General features: G+C 56.8%; 9 protein-coding genes and 1 pseudogene. 5 read left to right on the top strand and 5 right to left on the bottom strand.

Annotated features, from left to right (window positions below):
* From JN12_RS18890 to JN12_RS18880, 3 genes and pseudogenes are all read left to right on the top strand, one after another.
* Positions 1-200 (top strand): annotated as a pseudogene (locus tag JN12_RS18890) (enoyl-CoA hydratase/isomerase family protein); the annotation flags it as partial.
* A gap of 219 nt (positions 201-419) precedes the next feature.
* Positions 420-1,289: a 3-hydroxyacyl-CoA dehydrogenase family protein gene (locus tag JN12_RS18885; RefSeq protein ID WP_145025691.1), complete on the top strand. Its 870-nt coding sequence runs from the start codon at positions 420-422 to the stop codon at positions 1,287-1,289.
* Between the two features lie 132 nt (positions 1,290-1,421).
* Positions 1,422-3,173, top strand: coding sequence for an acyl-CoA dehydrogenase family protein (locus JN12_RS18880; protein ID WP_145025689.1), 1,752 nt, complete (start codon positions 1,422-1,424; stop codon positions 3,171-3,173).
* Between the two features lie 129 nt (positions 3,174-3,302).
* On the opposite strand, the gene JN12_RS18875 is transcribed toward JN12_RS18880, so the two are convergent.
* Genes JN12_RS18875 through JN12_RS18865 form a run of 3 tightly spaced genes read right to left on the bottom strand, consistent with a single transcriptional unit; the run spans position 3,303 to position 7,659 of the window.
* Positions 3,303-4,574 carry a response regulator gene (locus JN12_RS18875; protein ID WP_145025686.1) on the bottom strand — a complete coding sequence of 424 codons (1,272 nt, stop codon included), beginning with the start codon at positions 4,572-4,574 and terminating at the stop codon, positions 3,303-3,305.
* Positions 4,571-6,871: a HAMP domain-containing hybrid sensor histidine kinase/response regulator gene (locus tag JN12_RS18870; RefSeq protein WP_145025684.1), complete on the bottom strand. Its 2,301-nt coding sequence runs from the start codon at positions 6,869-6,871 to the stop codon at positions 4,571-4,573. The genes JN12_RS18875 and JN12_RS18870 overlap by 4 nt, the downstream gene beginning before the upstream one ends.
* Positions 6,868-7,659 carry an ABC transporter substrate-binding protein gene (locus tag JN12_RS18865; protein ID WP_170242076.1) on the bottom strand — a complete coding sequence of 264 codons (792 nt, stop codon included), beginning with the start codon at positions 7,657-7,659 and terminating at the stop codon, positions 6,868-6,870. The genes JN12_RS18870 and JN12_RS18865 overlap by 4 nt, the downstream gene beginning before the upstream one ends.
* A 786-nt stretch (positions 7,660-8,445) precedes the next feature.
* Between JN12_RS18865 and gptM the strand changes: the two genes are divergently transcribed.
* Complete coding sequence (gene gptM, locus JN12_RS18860) at positions 8,446-9,750, top strand: geopeptide radical SAM maturase (RefSeq protein WP_145025680.1); 1,305 nt, start codon at positions 8,446-8,448, stop codon at positions 9,748-9,750.
* Positions 9,751-9,841: 91 nt separating this feature from the next.
* On the opposite strand, the gene JN12_RS18855 is transcribed toward gptM, so the two are convergent.
* Positions 9,842-10,720, bottom strand: a complete 879-nt coding sequence (locus JN12_RS18855; RefSeq protein WP_145025678.1) for an ABC transporter substrate-binding protein — start codon at positions 10,718-10,720, stop codon at positions 9,842-9,844.
* A gap of 12 nt (positions 10,721-10,732) precedes the next feature.
* Positions 10,733-12,658: a TonB-dependent receptor gene (locus JN12_RS18850; RefSeq protein ID WP_170242074.1), complete on the bottom strand. Its 1,926-nt coding sequence runs from the start codon at positions 12,656-12,658 to the stop codon at positions 10,733-10,735.
* A gap of 277 nt (positions 12,659-12,935) precedes the next feature.
* Between JN12_RS18850 and recG the strand changes: the two genes are divergently transcribed.
* Entirely contained in the window at positions 12,936-15,233 is a 2,298-nt protein-coding gene (gene recG / locus JN12_RS18845; protein ID WP_145025674.1) for an ATP-dependent DNA helicase RecG, read from the top strand.
* The last annotated feature ends 207 nt before the right edge of the window (positions 15,234-15,440 follow it).

The following is a 15,440-nucleotide window of genomic DNA, read 5'->3' as shown; positions in this document are numbered from 1 at the left end:
TCGCCCACAAGCTCGCCTCCGGGGCCGGCAAGGCCCTTGGCTACATCAAGGTGGCGGTCAACGAAGGGATCGATCTCCCCATGGAGCAGGCGTTGGCGGTGGAGCGCAGGTATGGGCTGGAGAACCTGCAGACCCATGACGCCAAAGAGGGGCTCACCGCCTTTGGCGAGAAGCGGAAACCGAACTTTTTGAGTAGGTAAGGCGAAGTGGTGGGGCCGTGGGGCATGGGAACCCGCTTGCGCTCCACTCCAGCGATTTGGCTTCCGAGGAGATTCGACCCCTGGGGCTAACCTCGGACAGCTGATGTGGCTTGCAGCCAATCGGCCGCGGGAATCGCTTCCGCTTCGCTCCACCGGGCTCCCATGCCCCACAGTTACTGAATGTACGGAACTTACGACAACTATAAAGGAGAGCACACTATGAAACTCGAAGATATCAAGGTTGTAGGGATGGCAGGGGCCGGCAGCATGGGGGCGGGCATTGCCCAGGTGGCGGCCATGGCCGGCCTTCAGGTCAAGGTGGTCGACGTCAGTGACGCGGTCTGGGGACGGGCCGAGAAGACCATCACCAAGAGCCTGGAGCGGATCGTCAAGAAGGGGACCATCACCGAAGACGAGATGAAAGCTGTCCTGGGACGGATCAGCTTTTCCACCGACGTCAGCACCCTGAAGGACGTCCCGTTCATCTTCGAGGCGGTATTCGAGGACTTGGGCGTCAAGAAGGAACTGTTCGCCAAGCTGGATGCGGTCTGCGGCGACGACACCATCTACGCCACCAACACCTCCTCCATTGCCATCACCGAAATGGCGGCCCTGGTGAAACGCCCTGCCAAATTCGTCGGGATGCACTTCTTCAACCCGGTGCCGATGATGAAACTGGTCGAGGTCATCCCGGCCCTGCAGACCGCGGTGGAGACCAAGGACCTGGCCCTGGCCATGGCGAAGAAGATCGGCAAGACCGCCATCACCTGCAAGGACACCCCCGGCTTCGTGGTCAACCGGCTGTTCGTCCCCTACATCATCGACGCCGTGCGGCTCCTGGAGGAAGGGGTGGCCTCGGCCGAGGACATCGACACCGCCATGAAACTGGGGTGCAACATGCCGATGGGGCCGCTGGAGTTCCAGGACTTTGCCGGCGTGGACATCGGCTACCACGTCATCAACATCTTCCACGACTACATGAAGCAGGAGCGCTTCGCCGCTCCCGGCCTCTTGCGGAACATGATCAAGGCCGGTTACGTGGGACGCAAAGCAGGCAAAGGTTTCTACGACTATTCTGAAGAGAAGTAAAAGATCAGCAAACGAACCGCAAAGGCGCAAGGGGAGCACGTAAAGTTTCTATTGTTTCACTTGGCGAACGTTGCGTCTTTGCGGTGACGATCTGGTTTATAGGCTTGTTCAACTGGCGACAAGGAGATTTTCATGAATAGCAGCCTTCTGAATGGTGGTGAATTTTTATTGGCCGACAGTGCCGGTATGGAAATATTTTCACCCGAAGAATTTACTGCTGAGCAAAAGCAGATTGCGGAAACCACCGAAGAATTCATGAAGAAAGAGGTTTTCCCGAATATTGATCGGATCGAAGACAAGGATTTCGACTTTGTCGTCGAAAAGATGCGGCAGTGCGCGGACCTTGGTCTATTTCTCGCCGAGGTTCCAGAGGAGTATGGTGGGCTGGAACTGGAAAAAACGACCAATATGCTCATGATCGAGAAGGTTGCTCCGGCGGCTTCTTTTTGCATGGCATTCAGTGGCCATACCGGTATAGGAATACTGCCGATGGTCTATTACGGGACTCCTGACCAGAAGGAACGTTACCTGGGGAAACTCTCGTCAGGTGAGTGGATTGGTGCCTATGCCCTGACCGAACCGGACTGTGGCAGTGATCCCTTGAGTTCCCGGAGCACTGCTGTCCTGAACGACGACGGCACGCACTACATCCTCAACGGGACCAAACAGTTCATCACGAACTCGGCATTTGCCGACCTGTTCACCATCTTTGCCAAGATCGACGGCAAGTACTTCTCCGCGTTCCTGGTTGAAAAGGGGTTTGAAGGGTTTAACGTTGGTGCTGAAGAAAAGAAGATGGGGCTCAAGGGATCCTCAACCACCCAGCTTCTGCTGGACAATGTCAAGGTACCGGTGGAGAACCTCCTTGGCGAACCGGGCAAGGGGCACAAGATCGCCTTCAACGTGCTCAACGTGGGACGCCTCAAGGTGGCTACTCAGACGTTGGGCATGGCCAAGGCCGCCTTTGCCGAGGCTGCTTCCTATGCCACGGAGCGGAAGCAGTTCGGCAAACCGATCGGCGAGTTCGGGGCCATCAAGGAGAAGTTGGCGGACATGATGGCTGCCATTTTTGCCTCAGAAACGGTGATCTATCGGGTTGCAGGGCTGCTGGATAATCGGCTCGCTAAGCTGGATCATTCCGGTGCCGACTATTACGAGCGCTACCAGAAGGCGATTGAGGAGTATGCCGCTGAGTGTGCCATTGCCAAGGTCTTCTGCACCGAGCAGCTTGATCTGGTTGTTGACGAAGCGGTGCAGATCCATGGCGGGTATGGCTACATCGCCGAATACGCAGTGGAGCGTTACTACCGGGATTCGCGTATCCAACGGATATTTGAGGGGACCAACGAGATCAACCGCATTCTTATCCCCACCATGCTCTTCCGTAAGGCCGACAATGGCGGCAGCGTACTCTGGGAGCTGGTGAAAAAGGTCCAGGAGGGAGCGAAACCTGAAACAGCATATACCGGTGAATTTGCTCAGGCAGCCGCAACAATCGCCAGTCTTAAACAGCTGTTTTTGACCGTACTTGGTGCTGCGGTGCCGGCCAAGGACCATCAGGAGGTTATGCTGGCAATTGCAGACATGGTCATCACCATATTTGCCCTGGAAAGTGTCGTGCTCAGGGCAGACAAGACGTTTGCCGCTGCCAGCGGAGCGAAGCAGGATCTGCTCAAGGCCATGGTCAAGGTGGTCACCTTTGAACTGGCGACCCAGTGCCAGTCCGCCGCATCCCGTTGCTGTGCCTACGCCCTGACAGGGGAAGCACTGACCGGCATGCAGAAGACGGTTTCAAATCTCTCTACCAGTCCGGTGGAAGGATTGCTTGAGGCCAAGCAGTTGCTGTCTCAGGCTTCGCAGGAGTCGGGAAAATACTGTTTTTGAAAATCCGGATGGGCTAATTGGGGTAAAAGGCCGTTTCTCTTAATAGAGACGGCCTTTTTTCGATGGGAGACAAGCGGGAGCAGCCAAGGTTTAACGCTGACGACGTTTTGATGAGGAAGTAACAGCGGCTCAAATAGTAAAGTAAAAGGTCGCGCCCTTGCCCACCTCTGCTTCTGCCCAGATTTCCCCGCCATGGCGGTTGATAATGCTCTGAACAATGGCCAGGCCGACGCCGGTACCTTCAAACTCGTGCTTGTCGTGTAACCTTTGGAAAACGCCGAAAAGTTTGTCCATGTAGCGCATATCAAAGCCGGCACCATTGTCTTTGACATAATAGATCTGTTTGCCATCCCTATGTTCCGTACCGACTTCGATGCGGGCCACGTCACAGTTTCGCGTATACTTCAAGGCGTTGGACAAGAGGTTAAGGAACACCTGTCTGATAAGTTGCGGATCGGCCTCGCAGGGGGGCAGATCGCTTACGATCACTTCGACAGGCCGCCCTTCCTGCTCATCGTGCAGTTCCTCCATAAGGAGTTCATGGATCAGCGTCGTGGATTCCACGGTCCTTTTTGCAAGGGGCTGGCGACCAAGCCTCGAGAAGGTGAGAAGATCGTCGATCAGGATGGACATGCGCTGCACGTTGCTGCAAATTCTTTCCATGTACGCTTTGGCTTCTATCGGCAAGTCGGTTATGAATTCGTCCAGGATAATGCGGCTGAAACCATCTATCGCTCGCAGCGGTGCACGGAGATCGTGCGAAACCGAGTAACTGAACGATTCCTGCTGACTATTCGACAGCTCAAGTTCCGCCGTTCTCATGGCGACCCGCTGCTCCAGCTCTTCATTCAGTTTACGGATCTCTTCCTCGGCGCGTCTGCGCAGAAGGTTTTCGTCCCGCAATTCCCTGTTTGCCCGGGCAAGTTCAGCTGTCCGTTTTTCCACTCGTTTTTCCAACAGCTCATTCGCTTGTCGCAGGTCACTCGTAAGTTCACGAATTTGCAGGTGAACCCCGACTCTGGCCAGAACCTCATCGCGTTGATACGGCTTGGTAACATAGTCTACAGCCCCGGACTCAAATCCCTTTACCTTATATTCTGTTTCCGAAAGGGCTGTCATGAATATTACCGGAATATCCTTGGTGCCGGCAGCGGCCTTTAGTCTGCGGCACGTTTCAAAACCATCAATTCCCGGCATCATGACGTCGAGAAGGATCAGGTCCGGACGGGCATAATCCGCCCTTTCCAGACCACTTTCACCATCCTCGGCCACCAAGATGGTGAAATCACCATTCTCCAGACACCCGGCCAGGATTGCCAGATTGTTGGGATCATCATCGATTATCAGGATGGTGGGACGCCTCACATCCGGTTCGATCGAAATACGGGCAATGGAGTTCATGGTGCTCCCCTGTGTTGTTTTACCAACGCCATGATGGCTTTTGCCTTGAATCCGCCGGCAAGCTCACGCAACGTAGTTGAAAAGGGAATGTAACTGTCGTCAGATTCTACCAGGGTTGAGGCCCATGCCTGAATCTTTCTCATGTCCCCCAGCATGGCCAGTTCATAAAGTTCCTGAATTTTGTCATGGGGCGGTACCACCGTAGCTTCAGAATGTTCTTTCAATGTGGTGGCTGCTACCATCCCCGGCAGTGCCGTTTCCCACTCGATCCCCAGTTGTGACTGAATGTTTTTCAGGAGCAACTCCAAGCGGATCGGCTTTGATACGAAATCATCGCAGGCATCGATAAATGCGTCATTGTGCGCACTGTCCATAACTGTTGCCGAGACACCGATAATCCTGGTTGTATCCAATACCGGTTGCTGCCTGATTTCTCTTGCCACGGCCAGTCCATCCATCTCGGGCATTACCAGGTCGAGGAGCACCAGGTCCGGTCGGTATGTTGCCAAATTCTGTAACGCTTCGTTGCCGTTTTTCGCGGTCGTGACCGCGAATCCCAACGGCTTAAGAAACGAAACCAGCATGGAGCTGTTGGTTATATTATCATCTACAATCAAAATACTTTTTCGTTCACCACGATATCCCACCGTGATCAGTTTAGACCCTTCCTCAGTGCTATCGGTTTTAGAAGCTGCCGGCAACAGCAATTCCACCCAAAATGTGCTTCCCGACCCCGGAGTGCTCTCTACTCCCACCTTACCCTGCATGAGGCTGACCAGGTGTTTCGTGATGGACAACCCCAAGCCGGTTCCTTCCCGAACCTGTCTGCTGACCACAAGCTGGGTGAATGGTTCAAAAATTGATTCCAGTTTTTCCGGAGATATCCCGATGCCGGTGTCCGTTATCTCGCAACGAAAGAGTCCCGCATCACTCTGATCATAGCTCGCGTGCATGGTGACAGTTCCCTGGCGGGTATACTTTATCGCATTACTGAGGAAATTCAGCAAAATTTGTTTGAGTTTGCGTTCATCACCCCGAACGTTCGCAGGGAGGGTGGTGGGCGTTTCGTACTGAAAATCCAAACTCTTTTCTTCTGCCTTTATCCTGGTGATATCGTAAACTTGACGGAGTAGGGCAGAGAGATCGAATGGCACATCCTCTATGACCATCTTTTGTGCCTCAATCTTCCCCATATCCAGGATGTCGTTGATCAGCAAGAGGAGATGCTCCCCGCTGGACCTGAGTATGTCCAACTGCTGATGTTGCGTCTCGTTCAGGTTCTCTCCGCGTTTGAGAAGTTGCGCATAACCGAGAATCGCGTTGAGAGGGGTGCGCAATTCGTGGCTCATGTTGGCAAGAAATTCGCTTTTGGCTTGATTTGCCGCTTCAGCCGCCTCCTTTGATTCCTGAAGTTCCTCATTTGCCTTGGCAAATGAATCGGTCAGATCGTTGACGCCTTTAATTAATTCCCGCCATCCCCCCTCAAAGGCATCCGCATTGCCCCGGACATGGAGTTTGCCGGTTTGAACCGCGATGATTAGTCCGTTTGTTTCCTGCAGTACCTGGAGGATGGCATTTTTCATGGCCCGGAAGGCCTCGGCCAGGGCACCAATCTCATCGTGGTGTTCGATATGTATTTCCTGGCTCAAATCCCCGTGGGCAATGCCGTTGGCAACGGTGACGATTCTTGCCAGCGGTCTGGTGGCCATGCTGATGAGAAAGAATGCGAGAATGCCGCTGGCAGTGGTGAACAGGCATGCAAGCAGGAGCCCTCGTGTGACGATCTGCTTCTCGTACACTCTCATGGGGGATTTGGAAAATCCGATTCTGATCCAGCCGATATGTTCCTTAACCTGAGGGACATTGACGGCTGAATCAAATAACTGAAAATCCTCTTTGGTTCTCACGGTGAATATCGGGGCGAAAAACACGAACGTATTCGTTTCTTCGATCATGGATATGGGCTGATGTGCGGATAATTGCGGAAGGTTACCGAAAATAGTGGGGCCGTCGTGAATGAGTATCCGTAACGATCGGTCGTAGAAGGTGACGGATGATGCTTCGGAGTTGGCTCTCAAAAAAGAAACGGTCCCCTTCAACAGCTCGGCATTCCCTGAAAGAATCGGCAGCTCGCCGGTCTTGGTTGCCAGTGTTGTAATGGTTTCCGCTCTCTTGATGATCTCCTTGCGGATGATGTTCTTTTCGGTTTTGATCGATTCATAGGTATATACCAGGGAAATGACAACGAGGAGCGGTGTCATGAAAACCAGCGCCTTCATTCTGAACGTCATTTTCATGGATATACCTTTTTGGCCATCCTGATGAAGTCGTCGGGGAGGCTAATCCCCATCTTCCGTGCCGTACCTGTATTCAGATAAAGGTCAAATTTTCTGGGTGGCGAAGGCGGGGGCTGGCCCAGACTACCATGCTTGATCGCCCTGGAAGCGGATTCCGCGATCTGTTTCCCCACAGTGACCGGATCGACTACCAGTGCAAGGAGTGCCCCCTCTTTGACGTGCCGTTCCGAGATTCCCAGGAGTGGGATGTTTTTTCTGAAAGAAAGAAGGTATGCCTCTTCCATGGCTGCAGCCGTCAAAAGTGAGGCGTCGGGCAGCAACAGTATGGCGCCAGCGGAGTCGAGTTGTTTTACTATTGTTACGAATTCAAAAGGGGTTCTCGCACTGTAGGGTATTGCCAGCTGGGGTTCGTCCTTTGCCAGGAGAAGCAACTGCTCGTTGTTGCCGATGACTGCCACCTTCCGGATGGATTGAAGGTGTTTTCTGATCAGATCGCCGTATTCCCTGACCGGCGTCGCCATATAAAAACCTGCCGTGTTCGCTCTGCTCCCTTGGGGAGGGGTGACAACCAGATCATAGATGACCGGAATGCTCGTGGGGAGCGCCATTGCCTCTGCCATCGCCTCCCTGCCGAGTGCCACAACGACTTTTGCCCCCTCCGCATCAACCAGTCCCCTGAGATTCCCTTTGGCAGCCAGCGGAGAATATGTCTTTACGGATGCATCCAACGTCTTTCTGATCCCTGAGATGATCTCCACAACAGGTTTGAGTTGGGAATCCCCGACCACGAGAACATCTGCTGCCTCGGAGTTTACTGCCAAGCCGATGCATAAAAAGGTTATGAGATATATGAGGATTTCTACGGCAGGTCTTGTGGTCATAGTAGAAGGCATATCAAGGCGAAGATACAGTAAATGATTGCTTGGTGTGAATAAGATAATGGGATGTATTTAATTAGCCGATGAATTGGTCCAGCTGGGCCAATCCTCTATGATTTCAGTAATCTGTACACAGATTTGACGGGTTAGTCAATGCTTAACTATGGGAAAAGTAATCGCAACAACTAAAGAGTGACAAGGTATGAGTACAAAAGTTCAGTGAGTGGTTTGAACTGCATTTGTGTATGTCAGTTAAAAAACAGCTTAGTTAATAAATTGTAATATAGATGTTCGATTCTTAATAAGATTTCTGCTTGACATCATGTGGTGTGAATAATATAAATCGCCACATCAAATGTACGAAAATCATCCTAACGCATTATGATTATTTAATATTCACGGTTTCACCGAGCTACTGCATAGATCATTAATTGTGACAGTAGAGCCTCCCGTTCCCGCCAAGTTGCTAGTGCGTTACTACACATGGATCCCTTAGGGGAATATCGATGAAAGGAGGATAGCGACATGGAACTGTTTAATGACGAGCTGGTAGTGTTGGAAGAGGGTGAAGAACTGCTCGTGGAAGGGCTCCAGGGGTGCTGTTTCAACACCGTTGCAGTCATGTTGTAACCGGTTTCCGGTGAATAATACGAAAAGGGGAGAGCAGATTCTCCCCTTTTTTATTGGGAAATCGCCATGTACCTGTCGCACTACCTGAAATGCTACCCCTGTCCCAAGCGGCCGGGGCAGAACCTCCTTTACTCCACCAAACGCTCGGCAATCGTTCAGGTGAGCGACGCCACCCTGCGGGCTGCCCGGGCAGGAGAGCTGGCAGGCGCGGAGGGTGAGACCCTGGCCCGTCTCGGTTTCCTGGTCCCTGATCCGGTTGCGGAACGGGCAGAGATGCGGGATCTCTTTGTCACGGCCAACCTCAGCCGCCGAAGCTTCAACGGTATCGTGGTGCTGAACCTCGACTGCAACCTGGCCTGCGGTTACTGCTACGAAGAGAGCTTCCGTGGCCGCCATTACATGAACGCGGAGACGGCGGACCTGGTGGTGGCGGCGATCCGGCGCAACCAGATCGACCCGGGTCGGAGCGTCAAGCTCGCCTTTTACGGCGGCGAACCGCTCCTTTCCCTGCCGCTTATCAAGGAGATCTCCGGCCGCCTGCAGGCAGCCGCTTTGGCGCAGTCGGTTGACTACAGCTTCACCCTGGTTACCAACGGCACCCTCCTGAACCGGCGGGTGGCAGAGGAGTTGATCCCGTTGGGACTGGTCGGGGCCAGGGTCACCCTGGATGGCCCCAAAGAGCTCCACGACCGGAGCCGGCCGTTTGCCTCCGGCTTTGGTAGCTTCGACACCATCGTCAGGAACATCACCGAGGTCTGCGACCTGGTGCCGCTACAGTTGGGCGGGAATTTTACCCACGACAACTACCGGCAGTTCCCCGCGCTCCTGGACCATCTCCTGGATGGGTGGATCACCCCGGACCGGGTCCATACCGTCCTCTTTGCGCCGGTCATCCCCAAGTCTGGACAGCGGGTTGTCGCGGATTTCAGCTCCGACTGCGCCTGCGACTACGCCCCCTGGCTGCAGGAGGCGTCCCTCTTTCTGCGGGAGGAGACGCTCCGGCGGGGGTTCCGGGCGCCCAAGCCGCGGCTTGCCGCCTGTGTCGTCGAATTCGACAACGATCTGGTCATCAACTACGACGGCTCCCTCTACAAATGCCCGGCCTTCATGGCGTACGACGAACTCAGGATCGGCACTATCGCCGATGGTGTCGCAGACTATTGCGCCAGCCATAACCTGGATGTCTGGAAAAACGATGAATGCCTGGAATGCGCCTATCTGCCGCTCTGTTTCGGCGGTTGCCGCCAGATGACCCTCCTGCGCAACGGGGCCATCGACGCGGTCGATTGCCGTCGGGAACTGCTGGACGCCACGCTGGAAGCGATTATCCGGCAGGACCTGCGCTATCAGCCTTCGAAGAAGAAAACGTAGTGATGGTACGAGGGGGTAGTAGCGACTATGCAGATTAAAAAAGCTCCGTGGACACGCCCACGGAGCTTTTTTTAAACCGGCAATGCTGGTGCTATTGATAGACCCGCTTGGCCATCCGGATCACTTCGTTCGGTATCTGGATCCCCATCTTCCGGGCCGTACTCGTATTCACGTACAGTTCGAACTTCCTCGGGGGGGACGGCGGTATCTGCCCCACACTGCCCCCCTTGACCGCCTTGGTTGCATACTCCCCGATCTGTTTCCCCACATTGACCGGATCGACCACCAGGGCAAGGAGTGCCCCCTCCTTGACGTGCCGTTCCGAGATCCCCAGCAGCGGGATCCCCTTCCTGAAGGAGAGGAGGTAGGTCTCCTCCATGGCCGACGCGGTCAGCAGGGAGACATCGGGCAGGAGTAGGATGGCGTCGGCGGAATCGAGCCTGTTCACGGTGCTGACCAGGTCCGAAGGGCTCCGGACACTGTAGGAAGAGACCTGGGGGGACTCCTCCCTCACGAGCAGACGCAACTGGTCGCGACTCCCCACCACTGCCACCTGCTTGATGGCGTGCAGGTGGTTCTTGATCAGTTCGGCATACTCCCTGACCGGGGTGGCCATGTAGAAACCGGTCGTGTTCGGTCTGTTGAACGGGGGAGGGGTGACGACCAGGTCGAAGATCACCGGCGTGGTCGGCGGCAGATGCAGTGCTTCGCTCATCGCCTCCCTGCCCAGGGTGATAACAACCTTGGCATTTTCCCTCTCCACCAGCTGGGCCAGCCGCCCCTTTACCTCCGCAGGCGAGTAGGCCTTCAGCGAGGCATCAAGGGTCTTCCTGATCCCGGCAATGATCTCCACCACCGGCTTCAGCTGGGTGTCGCCGACAACGATCACCTCGGCCGCTTCCGTCCGGCAGGGAGCGAGGGCGGAGAGGAGGGTGGACAGCAGCAATAGGACAGTATAGGCGCGCTTCATGGCAATCTCTGATCAGAACCTGACCCTGACCCCACCCTCGAACCACCGGCCGGGATTGGGATAGACCGCCATGGTGTAGTTGGAACTCGCAAAGAGGTTATGGACTGTCAGGAAGAGCTCGGTGCCGGTCGTGCCGGCGACAGAGAACCGCTTGCTCAGGTTTGCGTCCCAGATAAAGGTGTTGTACTTGGCGAGCCTGCTGGCCGGCAGGTTCCACCAGATGTAGGTGCCGGACAGATGGGCCATGAACGACTGCCGGTCGTCGTACTTGATGCCGGTCTGGTAGCTATACTGGACCAGGGCTTCCGGGTCGCTATGGCGGTCGATGTTGACATAGGCGTGGGCGGCCCGCAGGGTGAGGTTGTGAAACGGTGCGGTCTCGGCCTCCAGTTCGAACCCCTGGCGGGTCACGCTCCCGATGTTGGCTGGCGGCGTGACATCGGTAGAGATCTCATCGGTCATGTCATGCCGGAAGAGGGTCCCCTTCAGGTTGAGATAGTCGGTCACCCCGGACTCCAGCCCTACCTGGTACGACCAGACCCGCTCAGCTCCCAGGGAGGGGTTGGGGGTGGTGAAGATGCCGCCGATGGAGGTCCAGCCAAGCGGCGGGGAGGTGAACCCCCTGGCCACCGAGGCCCTGGCCACGGTCCGCTCCCCCAGTTCATAGGCTAGCCCCAGGCTCGGGCTGAAGAAGTAGCCGCTCACGTTGTTGTGGTCGAGGCGGACCCCCGGGGTGACGGCCAGCCTGCCGTAGCTGAGCGTGTCGTTGGCAAAGAGGGCCCACTTGGTGATGCTCGGGCTGAACGATTCGCTGGCCGGCGCACCTCTGCCCTGGAGAAAGGGGCCATAGATGTTGGTCTGGTCGGTGATGCCGCGGCTTGCGTCAACGCCGACCACCGCGCTCTGGCTGGCACCGCTGTAGGTCAGCCTGAGCCCCCCCCCCACGGTCCGCTCCTCGTTGACCAGCTCCTTGTAAAGCGCGCTGGGGGTGATGAAGTAGTTAGTATTATCGAACCGCTGCCGCAGGGCGTAGGCCGATCCCTTTACCGCCCACTCCGGCGCCAGGCGGTAGTCGATATTGCCGGTGGCATGCAGGGCAGAAAGCCGGGTCTTCGCTCTGACCGCGATCCGAGGGATGACCAGGTCCCCGGACTCCTCTTGCGGGTCGCTGTAGCCGATGGTGAACTGCAGGTTCAGGTCCCGGTTCGGGGCGATGCTTAACTTGCCGTAGAGGGAGTCGTTATCAAAGGCCCGGTTTTTGCGCAGGCCGGCCGACTTCTGCCGTCCGGCCTGGAGATAGTAGCCGACCGGCCCGCCCTTGCCGGACAGTTCGGCACCATAGTCCTGGCTGTTCTTTTCGCCGTAGGAGACGCTGAGTGCCCCCTTTGGCATGGTGGTGTCGCCGCTGCTCTTGGTAATGATGTTGACCACCCCTCCCAGGGCCGATCCCCAGGCCGACGAGGCCGGCCCCTTGACGATCTCGATCCGGTCGATGATCCGGACCGGGATGGTGGAGGTCTCCGCCGTTCCCTCGCCAAGGAAGTTCCATATCACGCCGTCCAGGAGCACCAGTACGTGCCGTGGCTCAGACCCCTGGATCGAGATGGACGACAAACTCCCGAAATCTTGCACAAGGGTGTCGACAAAGAGCCCCGGCACCCGTTTCAGGACCTCGGCCACGGTGTGGGCGTTCATCTGCTCGATATCTTTGGCCGTCACCACGGAGATGTTCTCCGCGGTCTCGTCGAGCGGTTTCTCGACCCGCGTAGCGCTCTCAACGTAGAGCTCCTTCTCTTCCCAGAAAAGGAGCAGTTCATTGTTGCCGGCACTGTCTGACGGGGTTGGTGTCTCCTCAATAGTCGTATTTTCGATCTGTACCGCTCCCTGTGCGGTGGCAGGGAGGAGGGGGAGGACCATTCCGAACAAGCCGAGTGACAACGATAACCACCGGCTTTTTGATACTTTCGATTTCCTGGTGTCGCCTGCCATACGGTCACCCCATGGTGCTTGAATTGTGACGTTATACCCAATTAACAAGGGAAACTCAACCCGTTAATGATGGGACGACCCCGTATCGTTGTAACGCTGTTTGTCAAGATGCGTGACCATCTGGGGAGTTTATATACACTATTGGGCAAGCCAGTCCTGTGAAATTTCTTACAAAGACCGACAATGAATGGTACTATCGCCGGAACTCCGGCGGAGATAGAGACACATGCCCATCATCACCCTTTCCGACAAGAACTCGGTAACCCTTACCGACGAACTGATTGCCACCCTCGGACTTTCGCCCGGAGACCGCCTCTCCGTAGAGCCGGACGGCGAGGGGAGGCTGCTGCTTACCAGGGCGCCGGCGCCTGCAACTGTTCCGACACTCCAGGAGTCGATCAATCGCAGGAACCTCGCCACCTCGATCCAGTTCATCAAAGGGGTCGGTCCCAAGCTTTTCGAGGCGTTGGTAAGGAAAGGGATCACCACGGTGGAGGACGCCCTCTACCTGCTCCCCAACCGCTACGAGGACCGGCGGGAGTTGCGTCCCGTTGCAAAACTGCGCCCCGGCTGCACCGAACTGTTCACCGGCACCATTGTCAGTGCTGAGGCGCTTACCACCAGGGGGGGAAGGAAGTACTTCGAGGTCATTGTCCGGGACGAGAGCGGCAGTGTCTCCCTCAAGTGGTTCAATTTCGTTGCCGTCTGGATGAAGCGGACCTGGAAGCAGGGCCGCCGGGCCATATTCACCGGTGAGGTCGCCCAGTTCGGTTTCCAGAAAGAGGTGCACCACCCGGAGGTGGAATGGCTGGCCGAAGGCGAGGAGGTGGCCGCGGTCATGGCCCGGGAACCGGCGAGTTTCGGCCGGATAGTGCCGGTGTATCCCCTGACCGAAGGGGTGCAGCAGCGGACCATGCGGAAGATCATGCAGGGGGTGGCGGGGCAGTTCGCAGCCAATGTCGTCACGGTCCTGGACCGGGAGCTCATTGCCCGTCAGCGGCTCCTCCCCCTTGCCCGGGCGTTGCAGGAGGTCCATCTTCCTTCTTCAGAGGCTGATCCGGAGCGCCTGAATTGCGGCGCCACGCCGGCCCACCGCTCCCTGGTGTTCGACGAGTTCTTTTTCCTGGAACTGGGGCTGGCTCTCAAGCGCCGCGGTTTCACCCTGGAGGCGGGCATTCCGTTCCAGGTCACCCATCGCTATACCAAACCGTTGCTGAAGATGCTTCCCTTTTCCCTTACAAACGCCCAACGCCGGGTGCTCTCCGAGATCAAGGAGGAGATGATGACACCCCACCCGATGCATCGGCTGGTGCAGGGGGACGTGGGGAGCGGCAAGACCCTGGTGGCGCTCATGGCAGCCCTGGTGGCGGTGGAGAACGGTTACCAAGTGGCCATCATGGCGCCGACCGAGATCCTTGCCGAACAGCACTATCTGAATATCCATGGCTGGTGCGATGCCCTGGGGATCCGGACCGTGCTCCTGACCGCGGGCTTGAAGGGGAAGGCGCGAGCCGCGGTGCTGGCGCAGGTGGAGGATGGCAGCGCCAGTATCGTCATCGGCACCCACGCGGTTATTCAGGAAAAGGTGGCATTCCAGCGCCTCGGCCTCGGGATCATCGACGAGCAGCACCGCTTCGGCGTGGTCCAGCGTGGCGTGTTGCGCAAGAAGGGGGTGAACCCGGACATCCTGGTCATGACCGCCACCCCCATCCCCCGGACCCTGGCAATGACCGTCTTCGGCGACCTTTCCCTGTCGGTCATAGATGAACTCCCGCCGGGCCGTACTCCCGTCGAAACCCGGATAGTCACCGAGTCGCGCCGCCACCAGGTTTACGGTATCATCCGGGAGGAGGTGCGGGCAGGTCGCCAGGCCTACCTGATCTGTCCGTTGGTGGAAGAGACGGAAACGTCGGAGCTGAAGGCTGCCACCCAGATGGCCGAACACCTGCAGAGCGAAATTTTCCCCGAACTTCGGGTGGGACTCCTCCACGGCAGGATGCGCCCCGAGGAGAAAGAGGCGGTCATGCGCTCCTTCAAGACCGGAGAACTCCAACTGCTGGTAGCGACCACGGTCATCGAGGTGGGGATCGACGTCCCCAATGCCACGGTGATTGTCATCGAGCATGCCGAACGGTTCGGCCTTTCCCAGCTGCATCAGCTGCGGGGCAGGGTGGGGCGGGGGAGTCACCGCTCCCGCTGTCTCCTGCTCGCTTCCGACCGCCTGTCCGAGGACGGTGTCAGACGTTTACGGGTCATGGAGGAGACAACCGACGGCTTCAGGATCGCTGAGGCGGATCTGGAGATCCGTGGTCCGGGCGATTTCCTCGGTACCCGCCAGGCCGGGCTTCCCGATTTCCGCATCGCCAATATCCTGCGTGACGGCCGCATTCTGGAAGAGGCCCGCAAGGAGGCATTTAGCCTGGTCGAGCAGGACCCCGAGCTGAGCCTGCCGGAACATGGCAGGCTGCGCGAGGAGTTGGTGCGCCGCTGGGGGGGCAGACTCGAACTGGCAGGGATCGCCTGATCTCTTCAGCACTGCCGGGTCGTGCCGAAGAGATTTGAACCTCTTAACGGCAATTGAACCGCAGTTCGTAGGTTGGGTTAGGCGGGTGTATGCCGTAACCCAACATGACCAAGCTGGCAGTATGCAAGGCTGTTGGGTTACGCGATGAGGCCACTAACCCAACCTACGAAGAAATAAGAGTTGCAAGGCACGAACTCGATGGGAGAC

Origin of the sequence: Geobacter argillaceus (genome assembly GCF_007830735.1) — a bacterium.
GTDB classification, from domain to species: domain Bacteria; phylum Desulfobacterota; class Desulfuromonadia; order Geobacterales; family DSM-12255; genus Geomobilibacter; species Geomobilibacter argillaceus.
The sequence above is the reverse complement of the archived record's forward strand: the minus strand, read 5'-3'. Positions and strand labels throughout refer to the sequence as shown.

What these genes read in the sequence shown, in the direction of transcription:
- JN12_RS18880 (WP_145025689.1), top strand. Translation starts at nt 1,422, where the DNA reads ATGAATAGCAGCCTTCTGAATGGTGGTGAATTTTTATTGGCCGACAGT.
- gptM (WP_145025680.1), top strand. Translation starts at nt 8,446, where the DNA reads ATGTACCTGTCGCACTACCTGAAATGCTACCCCTGTCCCAAGCGGCCG.
- JN12_RS18870 (WP_145025684.1), bottom strand. Translation starts at nt 6,871, where the DNA reads ATGAAAATGACGTTCAGAATGAAGGCGCTGGTTTTCATGACACCGCTC.
- JN12_RS18855 (WP_145025678.1), bottom strand. Translation starts at nt 10,720, where the DNA reads ATGAAGCGCGCCTATACTGTCCTATTGCTGCTGTCCACCCTCCTCTCC.
- JN12_RS18875 (WP_145025686.1), bottom strand. Translation starts at nt 4,574, where the DNA reads ATGAACTCCATTGCCCGTATTTCGATCGAACCGGATGTGAGGCGTCCC.
- JN12_RS18885 (WP_145025691.1), top strand. Translation starts at nt 420, where the DNA reads ATGAAACTCGAAGATATCAAGGTTGTAGGGATGGCAGGGGCCGGCAGC.
- recG (WP_145025674.1), top strand. Translation starts at nt 12,936, where the DNA reads ATGCCCATCATCACCCTTTCCGACAAGAACTCGGTAACCCTTACCGAC.